At 39.4% G+C, this 18162-nt stretch carries 16 protein-coding genes; 3 read left to right on the top strand and 13 right to left on the bottom strand.

What is annotated here, in order from left to right; all coding sequences use genetic code 11:
- The first annotated feature begins 66 nt into the window (after positions 1 to 66).
- Positions 67 to 1887, top strand: coding sequence for a methyl-accepting chemotaxis protein (locus E7274_RS10390; RefSeq protein ID WP_304175771.1), 1821 nt, complete (start codon positions 67 to 69; stop codon positions 1885 to 1887).
- Here E7274_RS10390 and E7274_RS10385 read toward each other — a convergent pair.
- From E7274_RS10385 to E7274_RS10330, 12 genes are all read right to left on the bottom strand, one after another.
- Positions 1835 to 3175, bottom strand: a complete 1341-nt coding sequence (locus tag E7274_RS10385; protein WP_304175769.1) for an MATE family efflux transporter — start codon at positions 3173 to 3175, stop codon at positions 1835 to 1837. The two genes, E7274_RS10390 and E7274_RS10385, sit on opposite strands and share 53 nt — an antisense overlap.
- Positions 3153 to 3623 (bottom strand): J domain-containing protein, encoded by a 471-nt coding sequence (locus E7274_RS10380; protein ID WP_304175767.1) that lies wholly within the window; start codon positions 3621 to 3623, stop codon positions 3153 to 3155. Before E7274_RS10380 ends, E7274_RS10385 begins: the two co-directional genes overlap by 23 nt.
- A 4-nt stretch (positions 3624 to 3627) precedes the next feature.
- Positions 3628 to 4833, bottom strand: a complete 1206-nt coding sequence (locus E7274_RS10375; RefSeq protein ID WP_304175765.1) for a bifunctional folylpolyglutamate synthase/dihydrofolate synthase — start codon at positions 4831 to 4833, stop codon at positions 3628 to 3630.
- Between the two features lie 5 nt (positions 4834 to 4838).
- Positions 4839 to 5675 carry a DegV family protein gene (locus tag E7274_RS10370; RefSeq protein ID WP_074788654.1) on the bottom strand — a complete coding sequence of 279 codons (837 nt, stop codon included), beginning with the start codon at positions 5673 to 5675 and terminating at the stop codon, positions 4839 to 4841.
- Between the two features lie 99 nt (positions 5676 to 5774).
- Positions 5775 to 6980 (bottom strand): transglutaminase domain-containing protein, encoded by a 1206-nt coding sequence (locus E7274_RS10365; RefSeq protein ID WP_304175763.1) that lies wholly within the window; start codon positions 6978 to 6980, stop codon positions 5775 to 5777.
- 138 nt (positions 6981 to 7118) lie between these two features.
- The gene (locus E7274_RS10360) at positions 7119 to 7322 is read right to left on the bottom strand and encodes a cold-shock protein (protein ID WP_028235478.1); all 204 of its coding nucleotides are present in this window, start codon (positions 7320 to 7322) and stop codon (positions 7119 to 7121) included.
- Positions 7323 to 7493: 171 nt separating this feature from the next.
- A complete protein-coding gene (gene clpX / locus E7274_RS10355; RefSeq protein WP_304175761.1) occupies positions 7494 to 8996 on the bottom strand; it encodes an ATP-dependent Clp protease ATP-binding subunit ClpX in 1503 nt (500 codons plus the stop codon).
- Between the two features lie 9 nt (positions 8997 to 9005).
- Entirely contained in the window at positions 9006 to 9977 is a 972-nt protein-coding gene (locus tag E7274_RS10350) for an alpha/beta hydrolase (RefSeq protein ID WP_304175759.1), read from the bottom strand.
- Position 9978: 1 nt separating this feature from the next.
- The gene (locus tag E7274_RS10345) at positions 9979 to 10719 is read right to left on the bottom strand and encodes a glycerophosphodiester phosphodiesterase (protein ID WP_304175757.1); all 741 of its coding nucleotides are present in this window, start codon (positions 10717 to 10719) and stop codon (positions 9979 to 9981) included.
- A 34-nt stretch (positions 10720 to 10753) separates the two neighbouring features.
- On the bottom strand, positions 10754 to 12085 hold the full coding sequence (locus tag E7274_RS10340) for an MFS transporter (RefSeq protein WP_304175755.1): 1332 nt from the start codon (positions 12083 to 12085) through the stop codon (positions 10754 to 10756).
- A gap of 131 nt (positions 12086 to 12216) precedes the next feature.
- On the bottom strand, positions 12217 to 13500 hold the full coding sequence (locus tag E7274_RS10335; protein WP_304175753.1) for an SseB family protein: 1284 nt from the start codon (positions 13498 to 13500) through the stop codon (positions 12217 to 12219).
- Between the two features lie 112 nt (positions 13501 to 13612).
- Positions 13613 to 15052 (bottom strand): zinc ribbon domain-containing protein, encoded by a 1440-nt coding sequence (locus E7274_RS10330; protein ID WP_304175751.1) that lies wholly within the window; start codon positions 15050 to 15052, stop codon positions 13613 to 13615.
- Positions 15053 to 15284: 232 nt separating this feature from the next.
- Between E7274_RS10330 and mscL the strand changes: the two genes are divergently transcribed.
- The gene (gene mscL / locus E7274_RS10325; protein ID WP_304175749.1) at positions 15285 to 15731 is read left to right on the top strand and encodes a large conductance mechanosensitive channel protein MscL; all 447 of its coding nucleotides are present in this window, start codon (positions 15285 to 15287) and stop codon (positions 15729 to 15731) included.
- 25 nt (positions 15732 to 15756) lie between these two features.
- Here the strand turns inward: mscL and E7274_RS10320 are convergent, their stop codons facing one another.
- Positions 15757 to 17484: a GGDEF and EAL domain-containing protein gene (locus tag E7274_RS10320; RefSeq protein WP_304175747.1), complete on the bottom strand. Its 1728-nt coding sequence runs from the start codon at positions 17482 to 17484 to the stop codon at positions 15757 to 15759.
- A 391-nt stretch (positions 17485 to 17875) separates the two neighbouring features.
- Here E7274_RS10320 and E7274_RS10315 point away from each other — a divergent pair.
- On the top strand, positions 17876 to 18162 hold a 287-nt coding region (locus tag E7274_RS10315; protein WP_304175745.1), incomplete at its 3' end, for an IS110 family transposase.

The following is an 18162-nucleotide window of genomic DNA, read 5'->3' as shown; positions in this document are numbered from 1 at the left end:
CATAGTAAAATGGAGCTACTCGCTAGATTATTGTACACATAATTATGAGAAGGAGATTAATGTATTATGGAAAAAAAGTCTAGGGCTGGATTCAGCCTAAATGCACTATTGCTCACAATGGTGCTTCCCCTTATTGTTGCTTTATTAATCAGTAATCTTGTAAGCGGATATCGTCAGTCGGAAATCATGCTTCAAGACGAGAAGGTCTATTTCGACACACTGTATTCAATAAGCAACCTTCTTACAAATGCGGATCGTGATTTTTACCAGGCACAGTTAGCAGGAACTCAATACAACGCCTATGAACGCTACGTAGATAACGCCACTGCGCAGCGCTACCTTGATGAGGTAGAGGAAAACAATGCGGAAGTTATAGAGCGTGTAAATGAGGCTGTAGAACTTGCCAAAACAAACGACTATCTATGGAATCAGGTAACATCTGAAAATGGCAACACAATGTCTACTCTCTACGATGATTTCAACACAAACTATGCTCTATGGGAGAAAGACTATGACTTTGTTACCGGTCAAGGTGATTTCATTACTTGGATTAATCATTTTTCAGCAGCCCGCAATGCTTTATCAGAAATGAGCGATATTGTAGAGATTTGGGCTGAACAGGAAAGAGAATACACTCATACAAATGTGACTATCGCAATTCTTGTAACACTTGGTATATTTGTCGTGATTTCACTCATACTTTTACTCTTCTCAATTTTTATAATCATGACTATAAATAAAAACCTCAAGAATATACGAACTTCTGTTGACACAATCTCTGGCGGAGATTTCGTCACAAAGATACGTCCTAACTCATTTATCCGTGATTTTAACGCCATTGGCAACTCACTTGAGTCAATGCGTCACGATTTGAGAAACGCTCTTGTAAAGGTAATTAGCCACGCTCAGGACGTCAATGCAAAGGCAGAAATTGCAAAGGACAACCTTTCTGCATCTCAGCAAACAACAAACAACATCAATTCAGCTGTTTATGATATTGCCGAAAGTGCTACCGCTATGGCACAGGATGTTAGCAATGCTTCTGGTATCACAATGGAAATTGGTGAAGCTGTTGATAAGGTTCTTGAATCGGCCAACAACAACCTTGAAAACGGCCAGATGGTATATGATAAATCTTCTAAGTTAAAAGAGATGCTTGAGCAGATAAAGATTCAGGATCAAAATACAGATACAGTTGCTAGCGAGGTTTCTGATTCAGTGGGAGAGACAGCAAACGTTGTATCTCAGATTTCTGCTGCTGCCGAAGGTATCATCAACATTTCCAGTCAGACAAATCTTCTTGCCCTCAACGCTTCTATCGAAGCTGCACGAGCAGGAGAAGCCGGCCGTGGATTTGCCGTTGTTGCAGATAACATCAAAAACCTTGCAGAGGAAACAAATACACTTGCAGGGGAAATAACAGGTATGTTATCAACAATCACACACTATTCTGAGAACAATAAACAGCTTGCTGAAGAAATAAAAGCAGCAACCACAACTGAGGCTGCTGCTCTTGAAGAAATGAGCGTATCATTTGACGAAATGCTTAACCTGCTTCAGGAAACCGAAGCTGGTAATAATCAGATTGTTGAGCTTGTAAAGAATGTGGATGATGGTAAGAATAATATTCTTCAGTCTGTAGATTCTCTATCTTCTATTTCACAGGAGAATGCAGCATCTACCGAAGAAACCAGTGCATCACTATCACAGCTTGATGAATCAATGACAGCTGTTGTAGAACAAGCAAATGAGCTCCAGGCAATTGCTGAAGCTCTTACTGAAAACGTACGATTCTTCCAGGTGGAATTACCAGCAGAAGAAATCAAAGTTACAACTATTCAGAGAAATGATCGACCTGTTTCCAAAGGCGAGGGAGCGGCAGTGTAAGCAAGGTTGCCTTGATTACATTGTCAGCAATCATACAAGTCCAAACATAAACCAGTCCCTGGTTGAAGAAATGAATTCCAAGGTATGTGGCAAGTATTCTAACAAGCCACATACCTCCAAATTCTATTACGAATGGATACTTGGTTTTGCCAAGTCCATAATAAATACCTTCTGAGATTACATACATTCCGTAGAAAGGTTCGCTGAATGCGACCATCTTGAGAACTGTAGTGCCCAGTGCAATAACGCTGGCATCTGTAGTGAAAAATCCCATCAATGTTTCTGCAAAAATGAATAGCAAAACACCGCTGAGCGTCATAACTGCAAGGGTACAAACTATACTGCTGACGCACACAGCATGATACTTTTCATGATTCTGCTCGCCATAGGCAATTCCAACCATAGTATTTGCTGCGGATTTGAAGCCATATCCACCTATATAGAACAGCTCCTCTGCACCAACTGCAATACTGTGTGCTGCAAAGATTATTGTACCCATGTGTGATACTAAGCCTGCAAAAACAACATAGCCTGATGTTGATGCAACGTTTATTAGCAGAATTGGAAGAGATAGCTTCCACATCTTCTGAGTAGTCTCTTTGTCTTCCTCGAAAAGATTTCCATTAAATGACAACAACGGATTCTTGAAGAACACGATTAATGTGAGGATTCCACCTAAGGCTGCTGATATACAGGTAGCATAGGCAGCTCCATCTACTCCAAGTCCTAGCATGTATATGAATATATAATCCAGCACAAGGTTTACAGCATTAATAGAAATACTGATAACCATTGGTGTCTTTGTGTCTTTTGTGGCTCTGATTGCAGATGCCAAAATGTACTGTACCGACTTTAAAATTACTGGTACTGATATCCAGAAAAAGTATCGAGTAGCTGCAGGCCTAATTGCCTCTTCTGCTCCCATCCAAGTGGCAACAAATGGAGATAGCGCAAGGCAGATAACCTCTAACACAGCACCTACTCCGAGAGCAAATACTAAGCTTCGCTTAGCCACAAGCTTTATCTTATGCTCTTCGCCTGCTCCAATCGCTTGCGCAATAAGTGTCATTGCAGCAACACCAAAAGCATATGGCATACTGCCTACTAACCATGTGATTGTGGTAGAGGTAGACACAGCTGCTGTAGCATTGGCACCAAGACGGCCTACCATGGCAGTATCAACATATTGCATAAGTACAGATAGAATCTGCTCTAGCATAGTTGGTAAAGCTACCACCACTACCGACCAAAATATACTTTCTTTTTTATTCTTTATTACTTCCTTCATCTTTTCCTAAACCATTAGCCCATACCATGGACTGTATTGCTCGTGCAACGCGGATAGCATCTATGGCATCCATTGCACGTTTATAATCTTCATCCTGTTTCTTTACCTTTGCAGAGAATTCCTTCTGCTTTTGCTCGAATTCCTCTGCCTTACGCTGCTTTTGCCTAGCAGCTTTCTTTTGGAATGCTGCATAATCTGCATTGCTAGCTGTTGAGCGTTTGCTTGTCTTACCAAGGACTTTGCTGTGAACAAGAGCCTTGCCATCATTGTCCGCCTGAAGGTACTTGTACGCCTCTACGATTTTGTTGTAGGCAGTGATATCTGCACTTCCAGTGGCATCAGGATGGAATCTCTTAACCAAATCCTTATATGCATTTTTTATCTGAGCCTCTGTAGCGTTTGGAGCCAATCCAAGCTGCTGTAATGCCTCTTGTCTAGTTCGAAACATATTCTCATCCTTTCATGCCAAGCACTTCACCTATAAAATACAACGAACCAAATGCAACAACCTTTTCATCCTGCGACAGGGCCTGATTTAAGGCATCCTGATAGGAATCACAGGATTTTGCATCTATACCAAGCTCTCCTATTGCATCAGCCAATTCCTTGGCCTGTAAAGCCCTATCTGACTCAACCGTAACTGTATAAATCCTTTGGGCAATAGGAGCCATGATTTTTGCCATAGACAAATAATCCTTGTCTGCCATTACTGCCATTATAAATGATATTTTTTCCTTTGGAAATTCTGTACGCAAGCTTTCATATAAAGCCTGCACTCCAGATGGGTTATGAGCTCCATCCACCATTATAAAAGGATGTTCAGATATGATTTGCATCCTTCCAGGCCAAACTGCTTTTGCAAGTCCTGAATCAATGTTCTGATTATTAATAGCCAACTTAAGGCTTTTTACAGTCTCTATTGCTACCGCAGCGTTTTTTCTCTGATAATTTCCAAATAATCCTAACTTTTTATCCTGCGAAACTTCACCTGCCATAGTGTACTGGCAGCCAAGTTCCTTACACTTGTTTATTATAACCTCACTGGCTTCATCAGGCATCTCACCTATAACAACAGGCACGCCTGCTTTAATGATTCCCGCCTTCTCACCCGCAATTTTTCCAAGTGTATTTCCCAGGTACTGAGTATGTTCCAACCCAATAGAAGTGATTGCACAAACCTCTGGCTTTACACTCAATCCATTGGTTGAATCTTTTGCTCCACCCAGTCCCGTTTCAAGCACCACATATTTAACATTTTGCTCTTTAAAATAAAGCATTGCCATAGCCAACCAGTAGTCAAACATAGTTGGTTCTAGATTCAACTCCAGTGATAACAGGCGTTCACCCAGTCTTGTAACATCTTCTCTAGAAATCTGCTTTCCATCAATCTGAATACGCTCTGTGTACTCAATAAGATGAGGTGATGTGAAAAGACCTACCTTAAAATGATCCTTAGATGCAAAAGAAGCAGCCTGTAAGATACTACTCACAAAAGCTGCTACTGAACCTTTACCGTTGGTTCCAGCAATGTGAATGATATGTAAATCCTTTTCAGGATAGTCCAGAGCTTTCATTAGCTCCTTTGTTACATCTCTTCCACATGCTTTGCCGAATCGGCGTTTATTATCAATTGTAAAAACTATTTCTTCGTATGTCATTGCAATTAAATGACCATTATCAAGCCTCCGTCATTGGCATACATGCTGCTGACGCCGCGTGTATCAACAATGAAGATTTCCTTGAACTTAGCCATAGACTCCATTTTTTCCTTTAATGATAAAGCACGCTCTAAACAGTTGCAATGAGATATTGCAAGAATCTTTTCCTCGCAGTTTTCTGTCACATCTACAAGACACTGGCCCATTTTATCCAAGGCCTTTACCATGCCTCTGGCCTGACCAAGCTGCTGAATGCTTCCCTCGTCGGTAGAACCCATAACAGGCTTGATATTTAATGTGCCGGCAATAGCTGCCTTAAGATTAGAAAGACGACCTGCCTTTCTAAGAGTTTCAAGTGTCTCAAGAACGAAGAATGTGTGCTGTCCAGCAATGTATTCTTCAACTGTTTTTACTACCTCTTCAAAGGACATACCTTTGTTTTCACACTCGGCGATTTTAAGACCGATAAGTGTTTCACCAATGGATGCTGACTTTGAATCAAACACATATATCTGCTTTGACTCATCATCTTCTTCGTATAAGTCCTTTGCTAAGCATGCACTATTATATGAACCAGATAATTGTGCTGAAAGTGTAACTACGTAGATTCGCTCTGCGTCGCACTCCATCTCTACCATATAGGCATTTGGTGAAGGGCAAGCTGATTTAGGAGATGTGCTGCATTCTGCAACAGCTTTTAAGAATGATGCCTGATCAAAACTCTCGTCATCTATGATCTGCTGATCTCCTACCTCCAGAGTGAGAGGGACGTTAACAAAATGTCCATCCTCCTGCATTTCTTTTGTTAACTCTCCACAACTATCAATAATAACTCTATACATGGTATACAATTCCTCCGTGGTACTTATTATAGCACCCCTATTGTTCCACGTAAATAGTTTTTATTAATTCAACATGTAGTTTTTAAAACCACATGCATATTATCTCCATTTTATAGTTATTACATTTGAGTTTTCGTCCAATAAATAATAAACGGACTGTAGCTCTTGTATATAGTCGGAAATGTGCTTTTCATCAAAGAAATAAGTCAAAACTCTGGTGTATAAATCAGAATTGCTAAACTTTAATGATATCTCTTCATCTCCAGCATTATATGACTCTGCCAATCGTGCACCGATAGCATCAACCCCAAACCAGTCGTAATAAAGACCTTTTTTCACGAAATAATTATCAGCATTAGATAAGCATTCTGGCACTTCAAATGATGATGTTATAACGTGATTTTGGCTGATTTCCTCAGTTGTCATGGCAAGATAAGCATAGTTTATTCTTTTTGATGTGTCATTGTTGTCGTCAAGGTATTTGCTATTTCCCCATGTAACGTCCATATAGTAGTAGGCATCGTCCAAATAAACCAAATTCCATGCATGGCTTTCATTGTTGGCTGTTCCTGTGACTATGGTGCTCTTAATGCCAAGCTGATCCAGCAAATACCAGGCAGCATCTGCATATCCCTGACAAACGGTAGACTGATATATAAATACGCTTAAGATATTCTGATTTTCCTGACTATTTACATCATAATCTACCTTTTCTATTAAGGTTTCAAAAACATACAGCGCCTTGTCAAAATCGCTAGCTTCTGGATTAATTCCATACAGCCAATCTGCTACCACTGAATCTATCTTCACCTGATAGATGTCCCTCTGCTCCTGATTCATGGTGTACTTAGGCTCAAATTCCAGTCCTAAGATATTGCTACCAGAAGCATATGTATTGTACTGATAGCCACTTATCCAAAACAGATTACCGTAGTCCGCCATCACTCCCTCATAGGCCTTGGCTAGCACGTCTTTATCCTTTGTGGAAAGAGTGACCTTGTCCTTGTAGTTTATGATGCAATCATATATCTGATCGTAGGTTTCCTGCTCCTCTTCTGACATAGTCTGATATACATATCTGTCATAGGATACAGACTCCACAATGACTGGCTCTCCAATCATTGCTTCCATTGATTCCCCATGATACCAATCAACTAAATCTGAAACACTTCTAACGCTAGCCAGTCCCTCTAAATCAAAGTCCTCTTTGGTAAAGCTGAGAAATAAACAAACTGCAATAAACAGACCTGTCATTATCAACAACGCAGCTATTAAATTAACAATAGTGTGTATAAACCTTTTCAAACTTTCTCCTTAAAAAAACAAGGCAGCGTAATTTCTTACACTGCCTCTCCCCTTAATCTTTTTTGTATTGCCTTAAAGCTTGTTTTTCATAACATAACCAAAGGTATCCGAAAAATAGATTAATGATTAAAAAATTGATTAACGTACAACTGTTACGTTAACAGCCTGTGGTCCCTTTGCCCCATCAGTTACTTCATACTCAACTGTAGCACCTTCTTCGAGAGTCTTGAAGCCCTCTGAGTTGATGCCGCTGAAGTGAACGAATACATCGTTTCCAGCTTCGTCTGAGATAAATCCGTAGCCCTTTGAATTGTTGAACCACTTAACTGTACCTTTGCTCATGCTAAAGTACCTCCAATATATTACTTGCCGAGCTTTACTCGACTAAACTTAGTTTAACAGAACACTTATTCAAAGTAAAGAAAATGTCCGAATATTTTGAACAAATTTTTATTTTCGTTACTTAATGCCTGTTAACACCAAATAATACCGGAGTTACATAACAGTAAGTTCTTAATTAGCAGCTGCTTTTTCAGGTATCATTCCTGTTGTCCTAACCAGGATTCTAGGACCACCTTTTTTCTCGATATAATCCTCAGTAATGATTACCTGACCGATATTATCATCCTTAGGAATCTCATACATGATATCCAGCATGAATTCCTCTATGATAGAGCGAAGACCTCTCGCTCCAAGCTTTTTATCAAGAGCTTTTCTTGCAATGGCATGGAGGGCCTCATCTTCGAAGTCAAGCTTAACCTCATCAAGCTCAAGAAGTTTCTGGTACTGCTTAATAATTGCATTCTTTGGCTCCTTAAGGATACGAACAAGCATATCCTCATCGAGCATCTCTGTAGCAAATACGATTGGAAGACGTCCGATAAATTCTGGAATCATACCGAACTCTCTTAAATCCTCCACTGTAACCTTCTGAAGGATATTTTTGTCGTCGTCATATTTGTCCTTAAGATCTGCCATGAATCCCATAGATGAATGCTTATTAAGACGAGCCTTGATAATTTCATCCATAGCTGGGAAAGCGCCACCGCAAATAAATAGAATGTTGCGTGTGTTGATTGTAGTGGTAGGCACCATAGCATTCTTGCTTGAAGCTCCGATAGGTACTTCAACATCTGCACCTTCAAGAAGCTTGAGCATTCCCTGCTGTACAGACTCGCCACTTACATCACGCTGATTTGCATTTTTCTTTTTTGCAAGCTTATCAATCTCATCGATGAAAATGATTCCCTGCTGACAACGCTCAACATCATTTCCAGCTGCTGCAAGAAGCTTGCTAACTACTGATTCGATATCATCGCCAATATAGCCTGCTTCTGTAAGAGATGTGGCATCTGTGATAGCAAGAGGCACATCCAAAAGACGAGCTAATGTACGAACAAGATATGTCTTTCCTGAACCAGTAGGTCCAAGCATAAGCATATTTGACTTCTCGATTTCGATATCATCCATTGTGCCTGTAGCAACACGCTTGTAATGGTTATAAACAGCAACAGACATAACCTTTTTAGCATAATCCTGTCCAACCACAAACTCATCAAGCATAGCCTTGATTTTGTGAGGTGGGATGATGTTGTTGATGTCGATTGCTGGTGCTGGTCTATCCTCTGCCTTTTGGCTAGCAGCGCCGTGTGCGTTCTTGACCTTTGGTCCTTCACCGAAGAGACTGCCAAGATTCAAAAAGCTGATGTTAGGAATCTTGTTCATATCAACATTGCTCTTTGAATTGTCTCCTCCGCCGAAACCAAATCCACCCATAGAATCGAATGTGTGCTGCATACAATCGCGGCATACGCTCATTCCAGGTGCCATTTTGATTAATGGGCCTGCGATATTGTCTGGTCTGTGGCAGATATAGCAGAACTCGGTAGGCTTATCCTCGTAATCTGCCTTATCCTTATTTATTTCCTGACCTGTAACTTCCTCTATAACCTCGTCTGAGATATCTGTAGTAGATTTCTCATCTGGGTCAAATTCTCTAAAATCTTTATCTGACATTGCTAACTCCTATTCTAAACCCTGCATAAAACTAAATACTTCGTTGTAATACTCAAGGATAATGTCATCTGTTGCATTAAATATTTCATGCTTGCTACCTTCGAATCTTTTAAGCTGACAGTTCTGTGCTCGCTTTGCAAATTCGTTTTGAGCCTCTGGCATTACCAATGTATCCATCGCTGCTTGCATTATTATAACAGGAATTTTTACTAGGCTTGCGTTTTTTAGATTTTTTTTAGAAACATTAAATGCTTCTCTAGACCAGCCAAAGGTGCATCCGTTTGTACGATAATGCTTCTCTCTTTCTCTCTCCTCATATTGGAACGTATATCTCGCCTTTGATAAAGCTGAACATCTAGGATATTTGAAGGTGTGATCATAATCATGATACCCCGGCAAATATCTCTTTTTTAAGAAAGGTATGTACGATAGCAAAGCTAACATCTTAACAATTACCTTGCTGGTATCACCTGTAGAAAGCTTTATCATAGGTGATGAAAGAATAGCTCTTTTAAACACATCTGGATATTGCTCCAAATATAATGCACCGATTCCTCCGCCCATTGAATGTGCAAACAAGATTAAACGCTCCGTTACGCTTTCCGGCCTAACAATTTTTTCAATAAAGTCGTTAAAATCCGAAATGTAATCCTGGAAGCTGTTTACGTGGATTTTGTAGTATCCATCCACTTCTCTATCAGAAAGACCATGTCCTCTGTGGTCCAAAATGAACACAGAATACCCCATCTGATAGAAGTAATACAACATTTCCGAATACTTGGTTGTGAATTCGCAGTAGCCATGTGAAATAACGATGGATGCCTTTTCATCTGGGCGCACCATCATTGCATAGTGCAGTTGCATTCCATCCTTATTCTCAAAATACCCTTCTTTTGTTTTATCCTTTAGAAAAGGAAGGACTTTGCCCTTCATAGTGTTGGCAAAATCCTGTTCCTTAATAAATATATCTTCAAATTTCATTTTAGTCCCAATTGTAGCTGTTTACTATTTCTAATGCCTTGTCTGGATAGTTTGTGATGATTCCATCCAATCCCATTTCGCATGCCATGTGCATATACTGCTTAGAATTAACAGTCCATGTGTTGATTTTCAATCCAAGCTCATGGCATCTCTGTACGTAATTAGGATACTGTACATTATAAAGAGCAGGGTGCAATGCTTCCACACCATGTTCCTTACCATATTCAGGCATATTCAGAGTGCCATCCATATAGAGGAATCCTGTCCTTGCAGTAGGATCAAGTTCTTTTATTTTCATTATGCTATAGTGATTAAATGATGAATAGATTACCCTGTCTTCCATGCCAAATTCCTTGGTCATAGCAAGAATATCTGCCTCTATTCCCTCATAAAAAACAATACCTGTTTTGAGTTCGATATTGATGATTAGATTGGTTGGCTTAATAAGCTCGAACACTTCTCGCATGGTAGGAATAGGCGCTTCCTTACATTCTGGATGAGTTGCATTGTAATTGAATTTTCTAAGCTCCTCCAAAGTGTAATCCTTAACATCACCCTTACCATTAGAAGTTCTGTCTATTTTTTCATCATGGATAACAACAAGCTGTCCATCCTTTGTCTTATGTATATCTAGCTCTATTCCGTCTGCTCCCATTCTAACTGCCTCTTTGAAGGCAGGAAGAGTGTTTTCAGGGAAATAACCGCTGGCTCCCCTGTGAGCAAATACTAATGGTTTATTCATTGTTTTATTACCTCTTTTCCTTGCTTTCGTAACATCAATCCATATCTTCAAAAGCTTCCAAGCCGCGTTTAGCCTCCACATTTCCATCTCCATGTTTTACAAACATCATTGTTATAAATGCCATTATCGCAAATACGGTAGCATATGGGAAAAGTGTGATATATCCCACATGTAACAACAACCAACCTGCAACAATAGGAGTTACGATTTGTGCCGCCATAGAGAATGTGTAGTAGTATCCTGTAAATTTTCCGATATCCGAACCCTTACACATCTCTACAACCATAGGAAGTGAATTTACATTGATAAATGCCCAGCCTATACCCACACAGGCAAAAAGAACATAAAGCAGTGGCGAAAAGCTTGGATGAATCAGTGTAAAAATAAAGCCTGCCAAAAAGCTACCTCCCAGAATCACGATTCCAAGAAGGATTGTCTTCTTTCTGCCGATTTTGGATGCCACAATACCTGATGGAATAAAGAAAACAATAGCTCCTGCTGTGGCTACAAGAAGACATAGCGAAGCATCTCCCAGTGCCATATCCCACATTTTCACAGCATAGGTGGTAAACCAAGTTTCCATGCCATTGTAAGCAATGAACCAAAGTGCTACAGAAATAAGTAAGAATACCAATGAGCGCTTTACTTCTTTTGGAAGCACTTCATTTCCAGATTCATCCTCTATTGTGAACACTTCCTCTGGATGAAGAAGCTCATAGTTTTCCACCTGCTTGTTAAGTGCCACCTCATCCACAGTGATCATTACGATGCAAAGAGACACAAGCATGATTCCTGCTACTACTGCAAAAACCAACATGTAATTAACATGCTCCAAATCCTTTATCTTTGAAGCAGGGTAAAGAACTGCCGCAACTCCAAGATAAATGATTCCTCCAACGGCTCCCATCAAATTGATGATAGCGTTGGCCCTTGAACGGAATGGCTTGATAGTACAATCTGCCATAAGAGCAACGGCTGGGCTACGATATGTGCCCATTGCCACAAGAAGTGCACCAAGTATTCCAATAAACAAAATCTCTTTTTCAATTGTTGGATTTGCAAAATAGCTATTATCAACAATTGGCAACAGCATCATCAAAATAACTGCTGCGATAGTTCCAAAAAGAATGAATGGCTTACGCTTACCCATCTTGCTTTTGCACTTATCTGATATAGCACCAAACATTGGTAGTAAGAAAAGTGCAAGCACATTATCCATGGCCATAATTACCCCGGATATGGTCTCATTTAGATGAAATGTGCTTGTAAGTACAAGCGGAATCAACGCGTTGTACATCTGCCAAAATGCGCAAATCGAAAGAAATGCAAACCCCATTTGCACTGTCTTCTTAACATCTAATTTCATTATTTAATTCCCCCTATACTACGCTGGTTACAATAACAAGCCTACTGATTTCTCCGCTCGATAACATATCTCGCTTGAGAAATAGTAGAGCTTGTTATCTACCAGCTCATTGTGCTCTGCTATTAGATTCACTATGCACGATAAATCAGCATCTGATTCTCGTGCTGAGAAACCACGTCATCAATAGCCTTTATACGTCCCTTTATTGCATATTCAATCTGCTTGATCTCCTGTGCAAGCGGATTGAGTTCTTTATAGATTGCTTCCATATGCTGCTTCATATTGTCTGTTTCGTACCCCTCAGGAAACTCCAATACTACTAAATGGCGAACAATCTTTGTATCCTCTTCGACCTTTGTAAGGAAGCTGATAGATTTAATATCATCATGCTCCTGTCCATATTCCTTAAGCTTGCTACGAATAGCAACAACCTCTTCTGTCTCCTTTGGAACGCCAAGAAGTATTCTCTTTCCTGCTGGAATCTTCTGCTCCTGAACAGCGCCTGCTCCATCTCCCTTGATTCCGAAATCGTTTTTGTAGCCCGGTGTGTTTGTGATAGTGTCCAAATATGGAATTGGAAGTGTACATGGAACTTCGTTAAATGGATTAACAGCAATTCCTGAATAAACATTTCCACGCTTGAGCATTCCGTACACATCCTGGAATGAAAGGATTTGAGTGTGTACTCTCTGTCCATCCTTTGCAAGATTCTTCCATCCGCGAAGTGATGCCCAGTCTGTAAAAAGTGGAAGTACTAAGCTGTCTTTATCCTCTGGTGTACCAGGAAGCTTAATCTGAGACTTAAGCATGTAGAATCCGATTTTTGTATCCTTGCTGATTTTTGCTACACCATTTTCATTGAGTTCAGGCTCAATATCCATTTTGATTGGTGTAATGAAATGACCATGACTAAGCCAGTAAGCAAGTGTTGCATGGAAGCCATTGTCCTTGCCAAACTTAACCATACCATTAATAATTCCTGCTAATGCTGGATTTTCTATAGAAACCCTTGGGTCCACCTTTTCCTGTGGCTTAAGATTTGTGATGACAGCATACTTACGAACTGCCACCTCATCTGGAAGATTGAGCTGTAGAGAAACTGATGTATTCTCTGCCTCATCTACGATTGAAGTCTTTTCTTCAATAAGCGCCTCAACTGCCTGAATTTCGCATTCTGCGACCTGTGCATTGGCCTGATATAAATATACCTGGTCGCCCTTGTGGAGCTGGCCGTAAAGCTGTCCTGAAATAATGCTTCCATTTCCGTCAAGCATTGATGTGACACCCTCTACCAATACGAAGAATCTATTGCTAGTATCTACCTTGTCAGTCACGTCAGTATCTTCGATGTTGAGGTTTTCAGCTGCCTTTGTGTTAACCTCTTGTTCTTTTTTCTTTTTGTCAAATAAACCCATAACAAATTCTCCTGATTTAATAATTCGATTATTCTATTATAATCGAAACCAACATAAAAAAAAACCTCTCACACGCCTGTGTGAGAAGTCTTTCTTTATCAGTAAAATAGGCTTATAAAGCCTCGCCGAATGTGTTTGAAGTAACCAATCCATAGTATTTTACATACCAATCAATTGCCTCTTCGATTTCCGCTTTACAATCGGCTTCTTTTTCATATCCATAGTAATTAAACTTTTTGTCAAACTTTGTTTCGTATTGTACTGTTGTGGTGGTTGTACCAAGAATCTTTTCGTAACCACATTCACCCTTTTCATTGATGCTAACATTGTTGATTTCAACATATGTATAGAATGTAAATGTATCTGTGTCTAATGAATCTGTATCAGAAAGCATCACTGAACACTCAAAAACAGCAATTACTTCATTTCCTTCAGAGTAATCTGCCTCCTGAAGAAGGTATGAACCTAAGTACTTTACACTCTGCATTTCCTCCATTTCACTAAGACGAGAAACATCCTCAATCTTCTTTGTACAATCTTCGATTACGCTGGCAAAGCTCTCCTCGGTAATCTCTGTAGAATCCTTAAGAAGATGTCCAAGGCCCTCTACTTTGTAATCCTTTGTAACAGCTGTAGGAACCATGCCATATTTCTCTGCACACATTTCAGCAAGCTCATCCTCACTGTATGATGGTGCGTATGTTACAGTAATGATATCTCCCTCTGATAAGTAGTAGCTCTGGCTTGATGAATATGAGAAATCGTTATAAACTGCATCTTCCTTAACTACCTTGATAGATGCCTTACCATCTCCATCAATACCTGTATAAGAAATTTCGATTCCATCGAATGGATCGAACTCTTTGACCTCTTCAAGCTTTTCTACTGTGTATGTAGTATCCTCGTACTCAACCTTGACACCATATTTCTTTTCGATTGAATCAACCTTTATCTTCCAAGAAACTGATACTTCATCTCCGTTCGAAAGCTTCTTTTCTGGATCCACATCATAGCTAATTTTATTGCCAACTGCTTCTTCCATATAATCTGCAGGGCCATAGTGTGAAGTAAATGACTTCTTTACCTTTGATTTATCATCAAATCTAGACTTGCTATATAAATCTTCCCAGAATGACTCATCGATTGTAACTTCAGCCTTGCCCATTGAATCATAGCCTGTGAACTCTACAGTCACGTAATCATTTACATTGATTGTCTTTGAACGATGTAAAACAAATACTGCTGCTATAGCTGCTGCAACCACTAGAACTGCAATAATAATCCAAACAAAAATTGGTGGCTTTTTACTTCCGCCTTCATTATTTGCCTTGGCAGCTTTCTTTGCAGCCTTAGCTGCTCTCTTTTCAGCCTTCTTTGCTTCCTTGGCAGCCTTTTTTGCAGCTTTCACATCCACCTGCTGAGGCATAGGTTGTGGAGCTGGCTGTGGAATAGGCTGTGGTGCTGGCTGTTCAGCTGCTGGTACTGGAGTACCACATCCAGTACAGAATCTAGTACCTGGAATTATTTCTCTACCGCATTTTACACAAAACATTTAGATTAATCCTCCCTCTAAATCTGTTCGCAATTTGTATATTATGATTTTGCCAAATATTAAGTATAAAATCAATACTTATTTTTCAAATTTTATTATTTTTACATTTTGAACTAAATTTTAATATTCTAGTAGTAGATTATTGTTTAAGATTATTGCCAATATCTGTTTAAATCGGTAAAATAAATGTGTTTAATGTATTTCACACTTTTCATTTATAGGGAGGTAATCTATGGGTAAAAAAAATGGTTTTATTTCTGAGTTTAAAGAATTTATTCTTCGTGGAAATGTAATGGACATGGCTGTCGGTGTTATCGTAGGTGGTGCTTTCACAGCTATTGTGACTTCCCTTAACGAAGATATCCTCACTCCAATCCTTGGAATCTTTGGAGGAACAGATTTTTCTGAGTTAAAGGTTACCCTTGGAACTGGAGAGGCCGCACCTGTTCTTACATATGGTAATTTTATTACAGCAATTATCAATTTCCTTATTACTGCTCTTGTAATCTTCTGCATTATCAAGGGTATCAACAGAGGAACTGAAAAAGCCGCTGCACTTTTAAAGAAAAATAAAGAAGAAGCTGAGGCAGCCGAGCCTACAGAAAAAGATTGCCCATACTGCTACAGCAAGATTCATATCAAGGCAACTCGTTGCCCACATTGTACAGCTCAGCTTTAATATTGATTAAAAAATGCAGTGGGAATTATTCTTCCCACTGCATTCCTTTTTCATACATTCTATCCAACAACTCATCAAGAGGCATAGGTTTTCCGAAGTAGAAGCCTTGAGCCCTTTCACAACCAGCTTCCTTAAGGAATTCATAGTGTTCCTTAGTCTCAACGCCTTCACATAGCGGAGATGCTCCCAATTGATTTGCGGTCTTTATAATATAACTCATTAAAGTTTTAGTCTTTGGATTTTTATCTGCGCTTCGTAGAAATACCATATCAAGCTTCAATACATCGAATTGATAATCTGCCAAGGTGGTAAGTGATGAATAGCCACTGCCAAAATCATCAATCCAAATCTCGTAGCCTGCCTCGCGGATTCTGCCTACCTCTTCTTTGATTAGTCCAGTATTATCTGTAAAAGCACTTTCTGTGATTTCCACATCTATCATGTTTCTTGGAACTTCGTATATTTCACAGAAATCTGAAAGAAGCTTATATACATTACAAATCTCAAAATCCAGCCTTGAAATATTTACTGATATTGGAACCAAAGATTCTCCCTCATCAGCAAGCTTTCTATAATCCTGACAAACTTTTTTTACTACGTATTCATCTACAAGATGAATTAAATGAAAATGCTCCAATGTTTCAATAAAGTATCCTGGAGGAAGCATTCCATTTTCAGGATCCACCCATCTTACAAGAGCTTCATATCCACATATCTTTCCTGTGTTGACTCTTATAATTGGCTGATAGAATACCTTTATATAATCCTTTGCAATGGCCTCATCAATATGGTCAACAACAAACTGCTGACGGCGCAGGCCATCACGAATAATATCATCGTAAACGCAATAGTTTATATCATGTCGACTTTTTATACTATTGCAGGCAAGTCTTGCATGGTCGCATGCTAATCCAACTTCTGCACGGCGGTCTTCCATGAAATATATGCCTGCTTTTATTTTTACTTTTTTATTTACATCATCTGTGAGAAGCATCTTGCGATATACCTCTTCTACGCATTCGATAACTTCTTCCTTTGGTGCTGTGCAATACACCACAAAGTGATCATCGGAAAATCTTGCAACAGTTCCGCCATAAAAAACTTCACTTATCGTTCTACCAAAATCGCACAAAAGCTCGTCGCCCATCTTGAAACCATGGCGCTCATTGTACAGTTTAAAATTAGGAATATCAAAATGGACAAAGGAGGCCAGCTGCCGACGTGATTCAGGAGCAGATAACAGCAACTGAACCTTATTATAGAAATAAGCCATATTTAATAGTCCTGTCAGTTCATCGGTCTCTCGATTTGATGACAGAACCTCAGCCTCAGCATATGAATTGCTTGTGGTATTCAAATACTCATTTTGGTCAACATCAACTATGAATACAGAGTAATAGCTCTTTCCATCCCCACAGTGAAGAAGATGCCCAAAATCTTCAATATAGCGTAAGTCACCTTGCTTGGTAATTATTCTATATCGCACATAATCATGTCTTTTTTCTGCATAGATGGTCTGGGCCTCGATTTGATTCTCGATTTTAAATAAATCATCCGGATGAACCATGCCTTTAAAATTGCCACCAACCAATTCCATAAAATCATCAAAGCTATCACAACCAAATAGTCTTACTACGTTTGGCTCAGCAAATACTATATTTTCATCACCGCCTGCTTCATATACAAAAAATCCGCCAGGAAGCCCCTTTGGAATTTTTCCAGACATCATGGTGTCGTAGTATTCTTCTCTCATTCTTACCCCCAAAGTATGCAAAATAAAGATAGTTTACCAGTTTACTTACATATTCTTTTTTGATTCTACTATACAATTGTGTCTAAAAAATGGAGATTTCCGACTATTATGTTCTTTATGTGAATTAATATACACCCCCTACTATTATATAAAGTCATAGTCTTTCTTTACCTTTTCTATAGGTTTGACTATGCTATTTTAAGATACTGTGGATTGGTGCTATCCCCCTACCGCATCGACGGTTTGAAAAAGGCTCCAACCACAGTCTCTTTGTTCATTTGTTAATCAGTTAGTTACCGCATGACGGTTTATCAAGAAGTAGGTTACGATTGCAAGGAGCCCTGTGGATCTTAAAACAGTATCAATACTATCTATCTTAAGGAGGCCCTATATGATTATCGTAGGAATTGATGTCGCTAAAGATAAACACGATTGCTTTATCACAAACACTGATGGAGAGGTGCTTTTCAAGTCCTTTTCCTTCACCAACAAACTTGATGGGTTCGACGAACTTTATCAGAAAATAGAATCCGTTATGGAAGATTCTTCTAAAGTAAAAGTAGGCCTTGAAGCCACTGGACACTATAGTTACAATCTCCTCGGATATCTTCTTGATAAAGGTTTGCCTACCTACGTTATCAATCCGTTACATACAAATCTGTACAGAAAAAGTCTAAG

Origin of the sequence: Pseudobutyrivibrio ruminis (genome assembly GCF_015057245.1) — a bacterium.
Lineage (GTDB): Bacteria > Bacillota > Clostridia > Lachnospirales > Lachnospiraceae > Pseudobutyrivibrio > Pseudobutyrivibrio ruminis_E.
Note: the sequence above shows the minus strand (reverse complement) of the source record. Positions and strands in the feature narration are given on the sequence as shown.

Excerpts from the sequence above, each read along its gene's own strand:
- E7274_RS10390 (WP_304175771.1), top strand. The coding sequence starts at position 67 with ATGGAAAAAAAGTCTAGGGCTGGATTCAGCCTAAATGCACTATTGCTC.
- E7274_RS10385 (WP_304175769.1), bottom strand. The coding sequence starts at position 3,175 with ATGAAGGAAGTAATAAAGAATAAAAAAGAAAGTATATTTTGGTCGGTA.
- E7274_RS10380 (WP_304175767.1), bottom strand. The coding sequence starts at position 3,623 with ATGTTTCGAACTAGACAAGAGGCATTACAGCAGCTTGGATTGGCTCCA.
- E7274_RS10375 (WP_304175765.1), bottom strand. The coding sequence starts at position 4,833 with ATGACATACGAAGAAATAGTTTTTACAATTGATAATAAACGCCGATTC.
- E7274_RS10370 (WP_074788654.1), bottom strand. The coding sequence starts at position 5,675 with ATGTATAGAGTTATTATTGATAGTTGTGGAGAGTTAACAAAAGAAATG.
- E7274_RS10360 (WP_028235478.1), bottom strand. The coding sequence starts at position 7,322 with ATGAGCAAAGGTACAGTTAAGTGGTTCAACAATTCAAAGGGCTACGGA.
- clpX (WP_304175761.1), bottom strand. The coding sequence starts at position 8,996 with ATGTCAGATAAAGATTTTAGAGAATTTGACCCAGATGAGAAATCTACT.
- E7274_RS10350 (WP_304175759.1), bottom strand. The coding sequence starts at position 9,977 with ATGAAATTTGAAGATATATTTATTAAGGAACAGGATTTTGCCAACACT.
- E7274_RS10345 (WP_304175757.1), bottom strand. The coding sequence starts at position 10,719 with ATGAATAAACCATTAGTATTTGCTCACAGGGGAGCCAGCGGTTATTTC.
- E7274_RS10340 (WP_304175755.1), bottom strand. The coding sequence starts at position 12,085 with ATGAAATTAGATGTTAAGAAGACAGTGCAAATGGGGTTTGCATTTCTT.
- E7274_RS10335 (WP_304175753.1), bottom strand. The coding sequence starts at position 13,500 with ATGGGTTTATTTGACAAAAAGAAAAAAGAACAAGAGGTTAACACAAAG.
- E7274_RS10330 (WP_304175751.1), bottom strand. The coding sequence starts at position 15,052 with ATGTTTTGTGTAAAATGCGGTAGAGAAATAATTCCAGGTACTAGATTC.
- mscL (WP_304175749.1), top strand. The coding sequence starts at position 15,285 with ATGGGTAAAAAAAATGGTTTTATTTCTGAGTTTAAAGAATTTATTCTT.
- E7274_RS10320 (WP_304175747.1), bottom strand. The coding sequence starts at position 17,484 with ATGAGAGAAGAATACTACGACACCATGATGTCTGGAAAAATTCCAAAG.